General features: G+C 52.6%; 17 protein-coding genes. 9 read left to right on the top strand and 8 right to left on the bottom strand.

Annotation, left to right across the window (positions count from 1 at the left end; genetic code table 11):
* Positions 1 to 704 precede the first annotated feature (704 nt).
* The 3 genes from CKL79_RS20045 to CKL79_RS20035 all read left to right on the top strand — a co-directional run bounded on the left by CKL79_RS20045 (position 705) and on the right by CKL79_RS20035 (position 4,942).
* On the top strand, positions 705 to 1,343 hold the full coding sequence (locus tag CKL79_RS20045; protein WP_121971327.1) for a hypothetical protein: 639 nt from the start codon (positions 705 to 707) through the stop codon (positions 1,341 to 1,343).
* A gap of 319 nt (positions 1,344 to 1,662) precedes the next feature.
* The gene (locus tag CKL79_RS20040) at positions 1,663 to 3,057 is read left to right on the top strand and encodes an ATP-binding protein (protein WP_121971326.1); all 1,395 of its coding nucleotides are present in this window, start codon (positions 1,663 to 1,665) and stop codon (positions 3,055 to 3,057) included.
* A gap of 349 nt (positions 3,058 to 3,406) precedes the next feature.
* Entirely contained in the window at positions 3,407 to 4,942 is a 1,536-nt protein-coding gene (locus CKL79_RS20035; protein ID WP_121971325.1) for an ATP-binding protein, read from the top strand.
* 74 nt (positions 4,943 to 5,016) lie between these two features.
* Here the strand turns inward: CKL79_RS20035 and CKL79_RS20030 are convergent, their stop codons facing one another.
* The gene (locus tag CKL79_RS20030; protein ID WP_121971324.1) at positions 5,017 to 6,297 is read right to left on the bottom strand and encodes an NAD(P)/FAD-dependent oxidoreductase; all 1,281 of its coding nucleotides are present in this window, start codon (positions 6,295 to 6,297) and stop codon (positions 5,017 to 5,019) included.
* Between the two features lie 152 nt (positions 6,298 to 6,449).
* Here CKL79_RS20030 and CKL79_RS23300 point away from each other — a divergent pair, with 152 nt between their 5' ends.
* Positions 6,450 to 6,593, top strand: a complete 144-nt coding sequence (locus CKL79_RS23300) for a hypothetical protein (RefSeq protein WP_170944133.1) — start codon at positions 6,450 to 6,452, stop codon at positions 6,591 to 6,593.
* Positions 6,594 to 6,652: 59 nt separating this feature from the next.
* Here the strand turns inward: CKL79_RS23300 and CKL79_RS20025 are convergent, their stop codons facing one another.
* A complete protein-coding gene (locus tag CKL79_RS20025; RefSeq protein ID WP_121971323.1) occupies positions 6,653 to 6,997 on the bottom strand; it encodes a 4a-hydroxytetrahydrobiopterin dehydratase in 345 nt (114 codons plus the stop codon).
* A 166-nt stretch (positions 6,998 to 7,163) separates the two neighbouring features.
* On the opposite strand from CKL79_RS20025, the gene CKL79_RS20020 reads away from it, so the two are divergent.
* Entirely contained in the window at positions 7,164 to 7,901 is a 738-nt protein-coding gene (locus CKL79_RS20020; protein ID WP_240518993.1) for a TrmH family RNA methyltransferase, read from the top strand.
* Positions 7,902 to 7,945: 44 nt separating this feature from the next.
* On the opposite strand, the gene CKL79_RS20015 is transcribed toward CKL79_RS20020, so the two are convergent.
* The 3 genes from CKL79_RS20015 to CKL79_RS20010 all read right to left on the bottom strand — a co-directional run bounded on the left by CKL79_RS20015 (position 7,946) and on the right by CKL79_RS20010 (position 10,401).
* Complete coding sequence (locus CKL79_RS20015; RefSeq protein ID WP_121971322.1) at positions 7,946 to 8,929, bottom strand: translocation/assembly module TamB domain-containing protein; 984 nt, start codon at positions 8,927 to 8,929, stop codon at positions 7,946 to 7,948.
* The gene (locus tag CKL79_RS22940) at positions 8,874 to 9,158 is read right to left on the bottom strand and encodes a hypothetical protein (RefSeq protein WP_141242255.1); all 285 of its coding nucleotides are present in this window, start codon (positions 9,156 to 9,158) and stop codon (positions 8,874 to 8,876) included. The genes CKL79_RS20015 and CKL79_RS22940 overlap by 56 nt, the downstream gene beginning before the upstream one ends.
* Before the next feature lie 109 nt (positions 9,159 to 9,267).
* Positions 9,268 to 10,401, bottom strand: a complete 1,134-nt coding sequence (locus CKL79_RS20010) for a radical SAM/SPASM domain-containing protein (protein ID WP_121971321.1) — start codon at positions 10,399 to 10,401, stop codon at positions 9,268 to 9,270.
* 109 nt (positions 10,402 to 10,510) lie between these two features.
* Here CKL79_RS20010 and CKL79_RS20005 point away from each other — a divergent pair, with 109 nt between their 5' ends.
* Positions 10,511 to 11,140: a hypothetical protein gene (locus CKL79_RS20005; protein WP_121971320.1), complete on the top strand. Its 630-nt coding sequence runs from the start codon at positions 10,511 to 10,513 to the stop codon at positions 11,138 to 11,140.
* A gap of 121 nt (positions 11,141 to 11,261) precedes the next feature.
* Here CKL79_RS20005 and acsF read toward each other — a convergent pair whose 3' ends face one another.
* Positions 11,262 to 12,341, bottom strand: a complete 1,080-nt coding sequence (gene acsF, locus CKL79_RS20000; protein ID WP_121971319.1) for a magnesium-protoporphyrin IX monomethyl ester (oxidative) cyclase — start codon at positions 12,339 to 12,341, stop codon at positions 11,262 to 11,264.
* A gap of 119 nt (positions 12,342 to 12,460) precedes the next feature.
* Positions 12,461 to 14,248, bottom strand: a complete 1,788-nt coding sequence (locus CKL79_RS19995; RefSeq protein WP_121971318.1) for a M48 family metallopeptidase — start codon at positions 14,246 to 14,248, stop codon at positions 12,461 to 12,463.
* 97 nt (positions 14,249 to 14,345) lie between these two features.
* Here CKL79_RS19995 and CKL79_RS19990 point away from each other — a divergent pair, with 97 nt between their 5' ends.
* The 3 genes from CKL79_RS19990 to CKL79_RS19980 all read left to right on the top strand — a co-directional run bounded on the left by CKL79_RS19990 (position 14,346) and on the right by CKL79_RS19980 (position 16,521).
* The gene (locus CKL79_RS19990) at positions 14,346 to 14,831 is read left to right on the top strand and encodes a DUF4079 domain-containing protein (RefSeq protein WP_121971317.1); all 486 of its coding nucleotides are present in this window, start codon (positions 14,346 to 14,348) and stop codon (positions 14,829 to 14,831) included.
* Positions 14,832 to 14,933: 102 nt separating this feature from the next.
* A complete protein-coding gene (locus CKL79_RS19985; RefSeq protein ID WP_121971316.1) occupies positions 14,934 to 15,989 on the top strand; it encodes a hypothetical protein in 1,056 nt (351 codons plus the stop codon).
* Positions 15,990 to 16,077: 88 nt separating this feature from the next.
* Positions 16,078 to 16,521 carry an NUDIX hydrolase gene (locus CKL79_RS19980; protein ID WP_121971315.1) on the top strand — a complete coding sequence of 148 codons (444 nt, stop codon included), beginning with the start codon at positions 16,078 to 16,080 and terminating at the stop codon, positions 16,519 to 16,521.
* A 52-nt stretch (positions 16,522 to 16,573) separates the two neighbouring features.
* Here CKL79_RS19980 and CKL79_RS19975 read toward each other — a convergent pair whose 3' ends face one another.
* Positions 16,574 to 16,822 carry a hypothetical protein gene (locus CKL79_RS19975; RefSeq protein WP_121971328.1) on the bottom strand — a complete coding sequence of 83 codons (249 nt, stop codon included), beginning with the start codon at positions 16,820 to 16,822 and terminating at the stop codon, positions 16,574 to 16,576.
* Positions 16,823 to 17,339: the final 517 nt, after the last annotated feature.

Here is a 17,339-nt window from a genome sequence, read left to right as displayed (position 1 = left end):
GAATAGTGGCGCAAATCGTCCCAACGCTTCTAGTATTTCCATTTCGCAGCCAGCCGGTTATGACAAATCTATTGTGCTTGCTGCTTTCCTATTTGGCCAAATGGATAAAGTCGAGCTGAGATGGATACTGAAGACGTAAAAAGCTTTCAGAAAAAGCAGAGAGATGTTGTTTCTAAAATAAGAGCTTTTGTTCTAGAGCTAGACAACTTTTTGAAGTCTATAGAAAACAGAGATGAATGCTCTGACGAAATCCGAAAGCTATGATGGTCCCCCAAAAACTAAACAGATCGATACTGCTATCTCAGGTAATTACTGCTATCTCAGGTAATTAATGATGCAGGTAAATGGACGATTCTGACCTGCAAAAAAGCAGAAGGTACCATGACGCTACAAAACATCAATCTGAGCTTTCCTGTGGAGCAAGACCATCGCGGACTTGTTCTAACACCAGAAGAGGTTTCCTCAACCAACCTCTAACGATAATTTGCAACATTGCCGAGGCCCGGCAAGTGATCTGACGTGGGGCATTACTGGGCTGACCCATTGCAGCTGAAACCCTAAAGGTCTTTTATAAAAACCGCAATCATACAGCCGGGGACACGAGCTGTAGCAGGAAGCGGGGACATGAGCTGTAGTAGGAAGCGGGGACATGAGCCGTAGTAGGAAGATGGGTACTATCATAGAGGCTCATTGGGTACTGGCTTATGACCTTACAAGACCTCTATACGCTAATTTACGATAACAGGCTGGCGCTGCTGCTAGCGATGTTTGTGCTGCCCTGGCTGGCTCTAGGCATTTGCATTGCCATTCCTGGCGATAGGGAAGAACCGCTAGTTCTGAACATCAACTTGGCTTTGGCCGTTCTGAGCTTGTTTATGGCAGCCGGATATGTCTGGTATGCCACCCATGCGTCAGGTTGGGGCCGGATCGTTCAAGAAGCTGACATTCTGCTGCTGCTAGCGCCGCTCTATTACGTAGGGGTGTCGCTGTGGGTATCAAAGCAGCGACTGCCCCTTGCAGAAATTCGTACATATCGCATTGTGCAGGGCGTTGCTTTAATTGGGGCGGGCTATTTAGGCATTGCCTGGATTATGAGCAAAATACGGATTCTCGTTTTGACGTATATGCCTTTTCAGGTTCTGATATGGCTAGTCTTCGGTCTGATCGGCGTCGCGTACTTAGGATATTTGCGGTTGACAGGCTCCGATGTGACCCCTACTAGCAACAGACGGTCTCCTCAGGCTGCTAGCAGGACTTCTTCTCCACGACGCACCAGACCTAACCCTCCTAGCATGAGCGTTGATGACGAGCTAGAAGCACTACGACGAGACCTGGAGAAGTGAGAGAACTGTCGCATCGAGTTAACTAGATGAATAGAGAGTTTCTACATAACCTATTCAGATAAGATAAAAAAAGCAGAGAGATTTATGAAGAATTGACGGAATTGAGGCATGGTGGCTAAGCGGCGAACTGTATGTCTAGATCGGTGGGCATACTCGAACCAAGCTGAAACGTTGCAATGACTGAGACTGTTAAGCGCTATAGAGTTTGACTACAGCGCTGTCTAAATCTAATGGCGCACACTGTGGCAGGTGCAAGCGCTAGAAAAACAGGCTAATTCAGCTCTCGTTCGGCAACGCTCGTTAAACCTTACCTATACTCATGAGATCTATCCCTTCTGATGTGCCGCCAGATCCTCCTCGAAAGGCAGTCCCTGCCGCCCTACCTCTCAATGAGCAGGAGAGAATGGCTAAGCTCTTGAGCTACCAGATTTTAGATACTGAGGCCGAACTCGCCTATGACGACCTGACGACGCTTGCCGCTTGTATTTGTGAAACTGAGACGGCAATGACCAGTCTCATTGATGATTCCAGGCAGTGGTTCAAATCTAGGGTAGGTCTCAGCTTCAGCGAAACGCCGCGCGATTTAGCGCTTTGCGCTCATACCATCTTAGAGCCAGAAGTCATGGTAGTTGCAGATGCAACAAAAGACCCGCGCTTTGCTCATCATCCGCTGGTGATAGGAGAGCCCCACATTCGCTTCTATGCCGGTGCGCCGCTGATTACTGCCGAAGGCTATGCGCTAGGTACAATCTGTGTAATTGATTCTGAGCCTAAGCAGCTTACGGACAAGCAGATCGCGGCGCTAGCAGCACTTGCCCGTCAGGTGGTCAGCCAGCTAGATATGCGGCTGACGATGCAGCGTATCGGCGAAACACTAGGCCAGCTACAGCAGGCTCAAGGGCAGCTGGTTCACTCTGAGAAGATTACCTCTTTGGGACAGATGGTGGCGGGCGTGGCGCACGAGATCAACAATCCGCTGGGGTTTGTCAATGGCAGTATCGATCTAGCCAGTGAGTATGGCAATGATTTGATTGGGCTGCTGCAGCTCTACCGCAATAAGTATGGAGAGGAAGACAGGGAGATCGCTGAAACTATTAAAGCCATCGATCTCAATTTCATCACTGCCGACCTGGTAGACATGCTAGATGCGATGCAGATAGGCACTACTCGGATGACTGAAATTGTGCGATCGCTGCGCAACTTTTCACGCCTGGGCCGAGAGGAATTTGACCTGGCTGATATCCACGATGGCATTGATAGTACACTGCTGCTGCTGAGCCACCGGCTAAAGATGATCGGCCAAACGCAAAAGCCTGTGACTGTGACTAAGTGCTACGGAGATATCCCTGAGATCAATTGCAACTTCGGTCAGCTCAATCAGGTATTTATGAATCTGCTGGCCAACGCACTCGATGCACTAGGCGAGATGGCAGATAGCTCTGCGCTGGCTGAGCCTACTATCTGGATTGAAACTCAAGCGCTCGATGATCACGTTTTGGTTGTCATTAGAGATAACGGTTCTGGCATGTCGGCAGCGCGGGTTGAAAAAATATTTGATCCCTTTTTTACCACTAAGCCTTTGGATCAGGGCACTGGCTTGGGGCTCTCTATTAGCCATCAGGTCATTACCCAAAAGCATAGAGGAGAGCTGATTTGCCAGTCTCAGCCAGGGGTGGGAACCACTTTTACACTGAAGATTCCCAACGATCTGTAGAAGCGGTTTCCAGTAATCGTACAGACAGCTATCACGACTGCAATTTCATCACTTCCCTAACGCTGAAGCCATCGACTAAGGGCATCGCTAGCGGCCCTTCTTTAATGACTTGACGCTGGGCTCTGACTGTCGCGAAAGCGGGCCTCTGCTAGCAGCTCGCTACAAGCTGGAGGCAAACAGTAATGAGCACGAACAAAGCATTAGTTCCCAAAGCTTTTTAGAGCGAGACTGGGCATAATCTGTCTACATAAAGGATAGACTTTGCCGCAAGGCCGTTGGCTCGCCATATTAAATCTTAATTCAAAACTCAACTACAAATAAGCAGCGTTAACCAACCTCACTCTGATATATGATGCGACCTAACTCAGTTTCTGAACCGCCAGAGTCCCGAATGGGAGCGGTACCCGCTGACTATCCCGATAATGAAGATGAGAGAATTCAAAAGCTGCTGCACTACCAGATTTTAGATACGGTCGCAGAAACAACCTATGATGACCTGACGGCGATCGCCGCGTATATCTGCGATACGCCGGTAGCCCTGGTCAGCCTGATTGACGTTGCCAGACAATGGTTTAAGTCTAGGGTGGGCATAGAGGCAACAGAAATCCCTCGCGACATGGCTTTTTGTGCGCACGCCATTTTGCAGCCTGAGGTGATGGTCGTTCCAGATGCCCATAAAGATGAGCGCTTCGCCAACAATCCGCTGGTTGTCGGTGAGCCCCACATCCGCTTTTATGCGGGTGCGCCACTGGTCAGCAGTGAAGGCTATGCCATGGGCACACTCTGCGTGATTAGTCCTAAACCGAAGCAGCTGACGGCCACTCAAAGTGAGGCGCTAAAGGCGTTGGCCCGCCAGGTTGTTAGTCAGCTAGAGATGCGGCTGACGGTACAGCGCCTCAAACAGGCAGTGGCTGAGACAGAAAAGGTCAAGGCCACTCTACATCAGACAAATATCGGCCTAGAGAAGCGCGTCCAGGCCCGTACAGAAGCCTTTCATCAGAAAAATGAGCAGCTAGCCCGCACATTAGAGGAGTTACGAGGAGCCCAAGCCAATCTGGTGCATTCAGAAAAAATTGCTTCTCTAGGGCAATTAGTCGCAGGCGTGGCCCATGAAATCAATAACCCGCTGGGTTTTATCAGCGGCAGCATTTGGCATATTCGACAGTATGCTGACAGCTTGACTGAGCTGCTACAGCTCTATCGAAAGACTTACGGAGAAACGGATGGCGCGATCGCCTTAAAAATAGAAGAAACCGAGCCAGACTTTATTAGCCAAGATCTCGCAAAAATCTTAGAGTCGATGACGGTTGGTGCTAATCGCGTGGCTGAAATTGTGCGATCGCTGCGCAACTTTTCGCACGCAGGGCAGCAGCAAGGTTTTCATCGAGCCGGCATTCATATGGGCATCAACAGCACGCTCATGCTGCTCAACTACCGCCTGAAAACAGCGGGCGGGAAACAGTCTGTCGCTATTGTTAAGCACTATGGCAAACTGCCCGCGATAAACTGCGATATTGGTAAGCTCAGCCAGGTCTTTATGAATCTGTTAGCCAATGCCATTGACGCTTTTGAGCAGGTAGAAAAACCAACAGATGAAAAACAAAACGCTCAGCCGACTATCACCATCAAAACTCAAGCGCTTCGCCAGCACCTCTTGATCTCCATAGCGGACAATGGCCCTGGGATCCCTGCCGACCTGGTCGAAAAGATATTTGATCCTTTTTTCACGACCAAACCTGCCGCTCAGGGCACCGGTTTGGGGCTCTCTATCAGCCATCAGATTATCACCCAAAAACATCACGGAGAGATTACCTGCCAGTCTCAGATAGGCGTGGGGACGACGTTTACAATCAAAATTCCCAGCGATTTGAGCGCTGCTGCTTAAAGCCAGACCCTCTAAGCCAGACCATCCAAGCCAGAGACCGTCAAAGCCTAACCATCAAAGCCAGACCGTCAAAGCTAGCGAGACTGGGCCAACGCCTGACCTGCCAACCAGCCGGTTGTCCAAGCGCTCTGAAAATTAAACCCGCCGGTAATACCATCAATATCCAAAATCTCTCCCGACAGGTACAGCCCCGGACACAGTCGGCTTTCCATAGTTTTAAAGTTGACTTCTTTGAGTCGTACGCCTCCACAGGTGACAAATTCATCTTTAAAAGCGCCTTTGCCCACAACCGTAAAGCTGCCCTGATTCAGTTCCTCTACTAGACGGCTGAGCTGCTTTTTTGACAAATTGGCCCAGGTGAAAGTCGGATCGATCTCAATGCGGCTGAGGAGATATTGCCAGAGCCGCTTGGAGAGCGGGGCAAAGGGGCTAAAGGTAGCGATCGCTCGTTTAGTATTCGCCGCTTTTACCTGCTGTAAGTCTGCCCGCACCTGCTCCTGGCTAAAGTCCGGTAGCCAATTTACGACCACTGTTGCCCGGTAGCGTTGACTGTGTAGCAGCCTGGCTCCCCATGCCGACAGCTTAAGCACTGCTGGCCCGCTCAATCCCCAGTGAGTAATCAGCAGCGGCCCCGTTTGCGTTAGCGGTTTGATGCCTTCGGCTCTGAGCTGTAGGGCCACCGGATTGACGGCTACGCCGCTGAGCTGGTGTAGTTGCTTATCGGCAATGTTGAAAGTAAACAGCGACGGCACAGATGACTCGACCGTATGCCCCAACGCCCTGGCGATGCGATGGCCAGCCGGACTGCTGCCGGTCGTGAGCAGCAGGCGATCGCAGTTCACGCTATCGGCATCTGGAGACTTGATTTGCAGCTGAAAGCCACTGCCTGAACGGCTGGCGCTGATAATAGGCGATCGCGTTTTGATGCGCACCCCTGCCTGACGAGCCGCCCCGGTCAGACAGTCGATAATCGTCGCTGAGTCATCTGTCACCGGAAACATACGACCATCGGCTTCGGTTTTGAGCTTCACTCCGCGCTGCGCAAACCAGGCCACTGTGTCTTTGGGCTGAAACCGGCTGAAGGCTCCTCGCAGCGCTTTGCCGCCCCGGGGGTAGTTTTGCACGAGCTGCCCCGGGTCGAAGCAGTGATGGGTGACATTGCAACGACCGCCGCCGGAGATGCGTACTTTGGCCAGCGGTTCGGGGCCAGCTTCGTAGAGAGTGACCTGATGGTTAGAATGGGCGGCAGCAGCGATCGCGCCAAAGAACCCGGCGGCACCGCCACCCACCACCGCAATGCTTAGCCCTGCGCCTGAAGCCTGACTATCTGCCCGCTGCACCTGCTGATCTGGCATTCGTTTGCCTCTAACATCTTTTCAAACCGACGGCGCTACTACTCTATATGATGTTGAAACGGTCGTGCTTATACGTTAGTCTCTTTATTGCGTAAATTGACAGCGCCCCTCAATCGGGCAGCTTTCGGGCAACTTTAAGAGTAAATTATCTCATGGCAGACAAGCAGCAGATCAGACAGCACCTCGCTCAGAGCGCCAACATTCCTTTGGACAATATCGCTAAACCCACCAAGGGCAACGAAGCGAAAAAAATGCGGATGATGGAGCATATCGAAAAGAGCAAAGGCAAGGTTTAGCGTAGAGCGTACTGAAGCCCGCTGTGTCGATAAGCCTTGGCAGGACTGGGCTTTTTGACCTATTCCTGCGCTACTTCATCCGTTTTCGCTGCCATGATAAAGTCATTTCGATGCAGCCCGTTGATGGCGTGAGTCCACCAGGTGACCGTGACTTTTCCCCATTCTGTGAGTAAGGCCGGGTGATGGTTGTGCGATTCGGCGATCGCGCCCACACTATTTGTAAACGCCAGCGCCTGTTTGAAGTTGGCAAACTGATACTGACGCTGCAGTTGCGGCACCGCGCCAGCATGGATGATGGCCCATTCAGGTAGCTGCTGGTGGAGCTGAGCCACTTCTGCTGGCGTAGCCGGCGGCATCGAACCCGAGCAGGGAATACAGGTTTGCTGAGTGAGTATTTCTGGCATGGCAAATCTCCCAACTTGCAGACAGCTGACGCTGACTTGAGCAACGCCCTAACTACCAGTCTACTTTTCAGCTGTCTAAATTTCAGCTATCTAAATTTTAGCTGTGGTAACGAAGTCGCCTGCAACACACGTTCTTGCAACACACAGTCATAAACGGATCTAGGTCGTGATTCAGTTTTCGTTCATCTTGGTCGAGCCCGGCGAAGCAGGCAATATTGGCGCTGCCGCCCGCGCAATCAACACCATGGGCTATGCGGATCTGCGGCTGGTGCGCCCTCAAACCGACCCTCTTAGTGGGATAGCCAGAGCCTTTGCCCACGGGTCTGAACACATTCTAGAAACCGCCCCTGTGTATGAACAGCTCACTGACGCCCTGCACGATATTGACTTAGCCTGCGCTACCACTGCCCGCCATCGCCTGCAAAAGTATCACTACATTTCAGTCCGCGACCTGCCCACCGTTCTCAGCGCCAAAGGTGGCAGCCTACAGCGTGTCGCCATCGTCTTCGGCAGCGAGCGCTCCGGTCTGAGCAATCAAGACGCTGACCAGTGCGACATCTTTACAACCATTCCCCAGGCCAATCCGCAGCCCTCGCTAAATCTCTCCCAAGCGGTGATGCTCTACAGCTTTATGCTAGCCGAGCAACAGACCCAAGTACAAATAGAAGATCAGCGGCTCAACAGCGAGAAAATGCTTGTAGAACAATACGGCCAGCTCAAAGTCTCTCTGAGCCAGCTAATGACCAGAATTGGCTTACACGAGCGCTATCAGAACTATGTGACGAAGTCTCTGGCCCGCCTCGGCTACGAAGACCTATATCTACTACAAACTATTCGCACTTTCGCTGATGACAAGCTCAATCGCCTAGAAAAGCTCATCTCATCGGCAGAAAACGCAGAATAGGTTTTAGATGAGATATGGCAAAACGCGGATGCATTCGCGCCTTGCTATATGTGAATGAGAACTACGCATATTGGTAACGTCAGGCCAAAATTTTGGAGCGTCAGCCGGTCCAGCAGCCCCTTGGGTTCCTCAGCAGGCTGCAATGCGAGCGGATCGACATCCAGATACTCAGCCCGGTAAGGATTCACATCTTCTACCTCTTCTATGGTCGGTAGATCGATCAACCCTGCCTGCCTCAACAGTCGATTGGCCTGAATCTGGCCATTTTCAATTTCCACATTGCCGCTGACGGTAGGTGCTAAGACTGCGCCGGTTACAAACACCCGTCCGCCGAAGGTGGCCTGCAAGATATCGCTGTAGTCAACCGGTAGGTTTTGGAGAGCGATCGATAAGCCGCTACGATTTTGAGACTCTGGTGGCATTTGTTTTGTCTGCAACGACGGCAGCCCTTCCGCCAAAACCGACTGCCCCGACGGCAGCAGCGGCAGCGTCCCCGTCACGGCTAACTGGCCATCACCCATTCTTGCCTGTAGCTGCTGAATATTCACTTGTTCGAGATCGAACTGCACGTCTCCGTTTAAGTCAGTTAGATCATCCTCTAAAAGAGAGCTGACGATTGTTCCTTCTCTAAAGCTAGCTTGCCCCGCGACCACGGGCTCTGTTAGAGTGCCTCCGACCTCTACCACGACTCTCCCCCGGCCACTCTCCCAACGCACCTGATCGTCTGTTAAGGCATTGATCACTTCAAAGCTGCTGTTGGGCACTATGGCCGTCAGATCTATCTGCTCAGTAGAAGGCTGCACCGTCATGAAGGGCAGAGCGTAGAGAATCGTGCCCTCAAGCGTAATCGGATTGTTATTAGGCACAACAGCAGTTTCACTATCTATACGCAAAACAGCATTGCGATAGGTGAAATCTGCCTCTACTTGTTCAATAGGCTGCTCATTAACCTGCGCATCGACAACCGTTGCTTCACCTTCCACAACAGGATTTGCCAGACTGCCGCCAAAGGTGGTTACCAGATCCAAATAGCGACGTTCCCTGTGACGCGCCTAGCTTGATGGGCCGATCAACCGCGTCTTCTATGGCGACTTCTATGCGCGGCAGAATTCTTTCGGTGATGATGCGATCGCCCCAAATCACAAACCCCACACCGCCGAGTAAGACGACCGTTCCCAAACCCGCACTCGCCTTCAGCAAAAGCGAATACAGACGATGAGATGGCTGAGAAGGCGTTGGCTCAGGTGTATCCAACATGAAAATGGGGTTGAGAACTGTAAAACTTTTTCGCTGAGAGCCTGATGCCTTTTGGTGGTCAGATTCTACCAAACTTCGGGCATTACCTGGCTACGCCTTCAGCGATTGGCTACACTTCTCCCCAACCTGGGTTGAGCCTTTTCATAATGGGGTTGTAGAGCTTGAAGTAGGCAATGGAGCCAATTTGGCGCAGCAGTGATTTTTGCGGAGTATCTGCGCCCATGCAGCGTTTGCAGACAGGATGGGTGACCTGAAATTTGTCGAAGCCCGCGCGTAGCCCGCAGGCAGGAGCTTGATGGTCAAGAATGTTGCTGAGGGTATTGTTGTTGAGATTCCCCAGCGGAATCTGACCGTCGTAGTCTTTGCAGCAGGGGACGACGGTGCCGTCGTAAAGGATGCCCGCCTGATCGGTGGTGCCGTTGCAGTAGCCAAAGCTCGCGGGGACAACGGTAGCACTTTCGACATTGCCCCAGCTATCAAGGGGGAAAGTTTCCAAGGCGAGCTTGGGAGTGAGTTCAATGACTTGCCAGCGTCCGGGTTTGTGCTTTGCCAGCTTTTGTTCGATGACTTCAGCTGAGGGGCGATTGGGGTGGGCCGAGAGGAGGCGATCGCTCCACTCTCTCAACTGCTTTTGCATCTGTTCTTTTCCTTCAACAACGTGCATGGTTTTATGCGGCACTAAGAAAGGGTGCGGCGTCGTATCTAAAAACTTGAGGTGTACGCGGGTAGAAGAATTTGCATTCGCCAGATTAGCCTGTACGTAGCGGGTGATACCTGTAAAGTATTGCTCAGGTTTGAGCATGGGCGGCGCGCCTCGGATGACAAAGGTATCAGGATCTGGTGTCTGTAGGGAGATAGTGACTTTGGGAATGCCAGAGCGAACCAGCTTTTGAATATGCTCGGGGCGAATGTGAAAGGTGCTGCCGTTGGTCGTGAGATGAAGGTTGAGCTGCCGGGCGCAGGCCATCTCAATGGCTTCGAAGATATGCGGATAAATCAGCGGCTCCCCCATCAAATGGAAGGCCACGATCTTCGCCAGCCGGTGATCTGCAATCTCATCTAGCGCCTTTTTTAGCAGCGCTAAGTCCATGTGCCCCCGCTGGCGCTGCATAATGGCATCCGGGCAAAACTCGCACTTGAAGTTACATACGTTGGTCACTTCTAAATGAATGCGCTCCAAGCGATAGTCAGCGCTAGAACGATCCGCTGCCTGCTGAGGAAAGGTACGATAGGCCGTAGACATAGGTGCTTCGCGAGACAGAGTAACCACGCTTTAACCTTATCAAGCAGGCTCTCGAAATGTCTGAGAATGCCCTGAAAAAGTCAGGGAAGGTATTACCAGGAGGGCAAAGATGACAACCGGAGCGATCGCAGCAGCCGTAAGCTATATTCAGCAAGGCGGGCAAGCTCCAGCGCCAGCCGATGTAGTCGCTGCACTGTTAGCCGCCGAAAAGCAAAGTAAGCAAACCAAACCGCGCTACGACTATGAGCAATTGCTAGGCTCTTGGCGGCTGGGATTTGTTTCAGGCACTCAAAAGAAACGCTCCAGACCCGGTGCCAAGCCCACGAAAGTGCCGGGTACGGGACGCTTTTTGCCCAAATTCGTGACGATTACGATTACCTACACTAAAGCAGACAGCGAGGCAGATAATTCTTCGCAGGAGACGCTACGCAATCGCCCCACGGTAAAAAATTCGGTCTCTATCAGCGGGCTTCAGCTTCAGCTCACTGGCCCGACGCGCTTTTGGCCCAAAACAAACAGCCTCGGATTTGACTTCACGGCAATCAAAGCGAGCATCGGCGCGCTCACACTTTACAGCGGATCACTGCGCGGCGGCGAAGCTCAAGCTCAAAGGTTTGAATCACTATCTCTGAAAGAGCAGGCCTTTTTTACATTCTTTGAAGTTGAAGAGCAATACATTGCGGCGCGCGGAAAAGGCGGAGGGCTAGCACTTTGGACGCGGTGGCCGTCGAACCCATAGAGAGTCGAACCGATAGAGACAGGAGAGAAGGACCTTATCAAAATGAAATGGGGCAAGACATCTCTGCCCTGCCCCATTTTTTAGCTGTTCAGTTCGGCTGAGCCCGAATTACAAAGGCACTCTATCGGACAACGGCGCGATCGCCATCCACCCGAATCGGCTTGATGAAGTACAGGCCAATCAACCGGGTACCAATCGCCACGATATGAGGAATCTTGCGCAGCGTTTGCAAGACCTTGTTTTGACCAGACTGGCTGATGTTGCTAATCGCCGCCGTATGCCCGGTGCACTCATCTAGCTTAGAGAAGAATTTAGGATCTTCTACATCTAAGACAATAGGGAACAGGCGACCGGCAGACTCGTTAGTCTTTTTGATCACTTCGATGTCGTATTCACGAGCATCTAGCCCCAGCGACGCATAGAAGTCTTTGCGCTGAATGTCGTTAAGGAACATCGTGGCAAAGACCGACAGCAGGAAGAACCGGCACCACAGGCGAGCTTTGAGATCGTTCAAGAACTGCGGCTGAGACTTCATCATGGCTGCAAAAAAGTCGCCGTGACGGTTTTCGTCCTGACACCAGTTGTCAAAGAAGTTAAAGATCGGGTAGATCGTATCTTCGGGGTTTTGCTCCAGGTGGCGGAAGATGGTGATGTAGCGCCAGTAACCAATTTTCTCAGAGAGATAGGTGGCGTAGAAGATGAACTTGGGCTTGAAGAAGGTGTACTTCTTGCTCTTGGTGAGAAAGCCCAAGTCTAGCTGCAGGTCGAAGTCGGACATGGCTTTATTGAGGAAGCCAGCGTGACGCGCTTCGTCACGAGACATCAGATCGAAGCCTTCGGCCAAAATGGGATTGCGACCTTTGAGCTTGCGGGCTAGCTCTTTGTAGAGGAGAAAGCCGGAAAACTCGGCAGTACAGGAGCGCTCTAAGAATTCAACAAAGACTTGGCGGGTTTCGCCCTGAATATGATCCCACGCGCCGTCGAACTGATCGCTGCGCACGAAGTGATGACGGTTGTAGTCTTCGTTAAACTCGGCGATGATGGCTTTTAGCTCTGCTTCATTGGCAGAGACATCCATGTTGGCCATCTCTTCAAAGTCGGTGGTGTAAAAGCGGGGGGTCAGGATGGTGTCCTTAGCCGGAGCCTTTACGCCAGGTCGAATTTCATCGAATTGATTCTTGGTGGGTCTCGTTGCTACCATTTGGGTCCTTAGTATCCAGCTTTATCCGCAGAGTATGAACATTAGTGTATCAAGGTAAAAACTTTGTCACTACTGTTTTTAAAAATTGAAACATTTTTGAGTAAGGTTAGCTGGGTTTTCTACCAGTCGAAACGCTCTACGGCGTCGTATAGGTCAGTCTGCACTTCTTCGGGTTCGACGGCTTCGGGTTCGACGGCTTCCGGTTCAGCGTTTTCGGGCTCGCTATCAGAATCGTCGGCTCTTTGCCGGGCTTCGTAGGCGGCGAGTTCGCGGGCGACGATCGCCTGAATTTCTTCATGGCTGGCAATGCCTTCATAGCTATAGCGATTGTAGCCACCGCGCTCTACCAGGTTTTTGAGGTAGGTGACCCGGTCTTCGGGGTTGGGGTGGGTGGAGATCCAGGCGGGGGCGCGGGGGCCGCCCTCAGCTTGCTCATTTAGCGTGACCATGACGTTGTGCAGACCGTCGGCTGCGTAACCGCTGGCTGCGAGAATTTGGGTGCCGACGATGTCGGCCTGGCGCTCCATCTGGCGGGAGTAGCCGCTGAGGAAAACGTTGTTAACCAGGCCGCCGTAGGGCAAATATTGGGCGACGCTGCTGCTGAGGTTGCCTCGGGTAGCGATTTGGAAGCCGTGGGAAAGGACGCTGTGAGAAAGCTCATGGGCCAAAAGTCCGGCGAGTTCGGCTTCGGAGTGGGTGTCAAGAATGGCTCCGGCGTTGACGAAGACTTTGCCGCCAGGGAGAGCAAAGGCGTTGAGGTTGGGGTCTAAAATTACAAAGAATTCGTAGTTGAGGTCGTTGCGGCCAGTGGCTCTAGAGAGTCGATTGCCAATTTGACGGACGTAGCCCAGCGCTTCGGGGCTTTCTAGCATGGGCAACTGCTGCTGAATGCGGTTAGAGAACTGTTCGCCGACGGCGTTTTCGCCCTGGAGCAGCAAAATGGCAGAGTTGGCGGCGGTGAAGGGGCCAAAGATGCTGCCAGTGAAGGCGTAGCCTAAGATGCCGGTGAAGAGGTTGGCGATCGCCCCCGTCTGAATTTCAGATCGCGTCTCCCTCTGAAAGCGCTTCAGATTTTCTTCGGCCAGGGTCGCTTGGGCAGGGGCAGCGGGATGATCGCCATTGAGGGCGACAAATTGGCGGGAGGCGATCGCGGCTTCTAACCACTGCTCTTGAGCGGTCAGCAGATTGACTTGAGCCAGAAGCAAATCAGTCTGATCGGGGTAAAGCGTCAGCGCCTGCTCCAAAACCGCACTGGCCTCATCGGGACGGTCGCCGGATTGCAGCATCGCCGCATATTGCAAGTGCCCCGGAATGAAAGCTGGATATTCGGCGCTGAGCAAAGCAAAGGCAACCTGGGCCTGCGATTGGCGATTATTAGCGATACCCGCCTGAGCTTCGCGCCAGTAGACAGCGGCGGCAGGAGATAGGAGAGCCTCGTCGCTAAAGGGTACGGGCGGCAGCATAGCGAACTGACGGGGCAGTAACCAGGACTCATCTTTGGCCTGACGATACAGAGCTTCAGCCTCGGCGAAGTTGCCTGCTTCATACTCACGGTCAGCCTGGATAATGAGCTTGCGGCGAATTCGCTCGGTCTCGCTCAGGCGATTTGCGGCTGCTGGCGTGTTGGCTTCGGCGGCGGCATCTGGCTCACCGTCTGTGTCCGTAGCGTCATCGTCTGCCTCTACGTCGTTCGGTTCAACGGTATCCGGTTCGGCCTCGTCTCCTGCGATCGCATCCGGCTTAATATCCTCCTCAGCAGATGTGGCTGCTGTCACTTCGTCAGCAGATGTCTGCTCGGCACCCGGAGATGGCGCAGTCTGGCCTACAGCAGGGAGCATAGGGCCTGCCAGCGTCGAAATCGTGAACCCGCTGACAGCGGCCAGCAGGAAGGGCTTAAAGCTTTTCATCGCAGTCGGTTTGCTCTTAATTGAGGGCTACGCAGAATTGTTGGGAACGGAATATACTTAAATCTGCGAAGCTTTTAAGTACTTTCAGTAGAGCGCTATGAATTCCGAGACCTTTGAGGCGATCAAACCCTGGCTTAATTTTATCCATCCGACGCTAATGTGGGGGATTTTGGCCCTGACACTTTACGCGGCATATTTAGGCTGGCAGCATCGGCGCACCCGGCTGGCCTCTGGCGAAGAAAAAAAAGAGCTGGTCAAAGGTAAGTTTTTGGCGCGTCATCATCAGGCCGGGTCAACTTTGCTAGCGCTGATGGTGCTCGGCAGTCTGGGCGGGATGTCGTCTACCTACATCAATAATGGCAAACTGTTTTTTGGCCCTCACCTGCTGATTGGGTTGGGCATGATGGGGCTGATTGCCACCTCTGCTTCAATGGTGCCGTTTATGCAGAAGGGCAACGATGCTGCTCGCTACACCCACATCTCGCTGAATGCGGTGTTAGTCGGTCTGTTTAGCTATCAGGCTTTCTCGGGCGTGCAAATCGTGGGAAAGATTTTGAACAGCATGTTTGGCTCGGCGGCTTAGCAGAAAGCAACTGCCCTGATAGCCGTGTGTATTGACGATGGCCAGCGGGCAGTCAGCGCCGTTATATCATGGGTTCAGTGGATAGTGATAGGGCCTTAGATTATGCGTAGTTTGCCTGAATACTGGGCGGTGCCGTTGGCGATCGCCAGTAGCTTCACTTTAGGATCTGCCCTAACCTTGCCTCAGCCTGTCCAAGCACAGACCAGCCCGCCTGCCCCCACCTTTCGATACGCTCAGGGCGAAGACGTTGACCTAGCCGAAATCATTGCCGAATGGCGCGGCTATTACGCAGACGTGCCAATCTATCTATGCGTTTGTCAAGATGACACCTGCGACCAGACTGAGCAATGGCCCTACCGGGAATACACCCGCTATCAGACCAGCGTCGCCCTCGGGCCAACCAATGGCCAAGCCGCTGAAGCCTCTGGCACAAACTGCTTTGACATTGCAGATGGCTCGCGGCCCGATGCCCCTAGAAGCTTTTCTGCCGCTCAGGTAGAAGAAAGTGAGGGAGCTGCCTCCCCACCTGACGATCAGCCTGAGACCCCGACCGCCGATGGCATGACGACCGCACCTCCCGTAGCTGCCAGCGACATTCCAACAGCGACAGTCGTTAGCGATGGCGCGGCAGTTCGCCTAGACTGGCCAAGCGGGGCTTCTAATGAAGTGGCTGTGACCGGCAACAACTGGAGCGTCAGCGTGCTCGACGCGCTCGATTGCCCTAGCCTTAGCCTGGTAGAGCAAAAAACGATGCAGGCTCAGCGAGTGGTGGGTGAGCCGGTAGTAGATAGCACGACGGGCAATGTGGCCGTGCCGGTGCTGCTAGATTCTTGCATAGAGACCGACCAGTCGGCAGTGTTTGTTTTAGATGCGAATGAGGGTGGCGGCTACGCGCTGTATCGGGCTCAGTTGCCAGGCGATCGCGTCCTAGTTGACTTAGCTGCGCCCAGCTTTCCCAACGAATTTACCAGCTATCCGTTTAGCACCATTTCTGACATGCGCTATTGGGATGGCTCGCTACTGGTGCGTCAGGGCTCTGCCTCCGGTGCAGAATCGATTGTGATTTTTCGCCCGGCCCAAACGCCAGCCGGATTTTATGCTGGCTGCGCTGTCGTTACCCAAAACGAAGGCGCGAGTGTGCTTTGCCCTGACGACTAACTGGGCTTTTGAAGTATTTTGGGCGGCGGCATGAATCTCTCTGCTCATGCTATAAGCGGCTGGAGTGTTGTATGTGAGACTGGTTTGTATGCGATCGCCCCTCATAAAAGTGACTCTCGCAATTCTCTATCGGGAGGGCAAATTTCTCATGCAGTTGCGAGATGATTTTCCCCACATTGTTTATCCGGGGATTTGGGGCTTTTTTGGCGGACATATAGAGCCGGGAGAGCGTCCAGATACTGGAATTCAGCGAGAGCTGATAGAAGAACTGGGCTACACTCCGCCTCATCTTGATCTCTTTTTGGAACGGTCCGATAGTAAAACCCAGCGCTATTTTTATCACGGTGAGCTGACGGTGCCCTTAAGCAAATTGCAGCTCAATGAGGGGCAAGATTTGGGCTTGTGTTCGGTAGAAGAGATTCGGGCGGGTGAGAAATATTCGGAGAGATTGGGAGAGGTGCGATCACTTGGCAAACCCCACCAGCAAGCCCTACTCGCTTTCATAGAGAGTGGCCTGCTAGCACAAAGATAAGCAGGGCACCTGCGAGAAGTACCCTCACCGCATAGATTTGATAGCGCAACCTTCAGGTGATGTTCACCCGCTTGGTCAAAATTGCCATCATTTCATTCGGTCTGCCGGTTGAGATCGGTTTGCTCCAGTCGTTGGGCTCAGCGTAGTTGAGATGATGTAGCTGCTTGATAGTTGCCTGTACAACGCTGAGGCTGCCAAACAGCATGTGGCGCACATTTTCGTGAGGGATGGGCGGGTTAGCGGGCGGCTCAGCAAAACCACCTGTGGACGCTGAAGCGCCCTGGTCACCAGGAATAAACATAAAGATCGGGTCTCCGGTTGAGTTTGGCAAAAAAGCCAAAACCCAATACCCCTCAACTACCCACAAAAATGACGTGCAAATCGGGGTGGCTAAGGGGTACATTTAACCATAGCCGCCGGGATTGGCTGATAATCCTATGCGGTTAGCCGTCGGTATGGTGTTCGTGCACCTACCGATGGCGCTAAGAAGCATCGAGCTTTGACGGAACAGGCGCGATCAGCATCACAGCCATAGATAAAAAGATAGGCGCATTTTCACAGAGAGTCAAGACATAGATTGCCAAGGACTCAGCGGCAAATTTATTAACCGTACTTATGCAGCAGTTACGCCTGATAGGTACTCCATACTCAACATCGCGAAGATGTTACTTGAGTGTTGTGCTCTCATGAGAGAAAAATCATCATATCGCGTCTGAGGTAGACTAGGCGTTAGGTTCAAAGGTTTTGAGCAGGAGGTGAAGGATGCAGTTACCGATTGTTGCGCCAGCGCCAGTGGTGAGCAAACATGCCGCAGCGTT

The organism is Leptolyngbya sp. BC1307 (genome assembly GCF_002286735.1).
GTDB lineage: Bacteria > Cyanobacteriota > Cyanobacteriia > Phormidesmidales > Phormidesmidaceae > Phormidesmis.
This window is presented reverse-complemented; position numbering and strand designations above follow the sequence as displayed.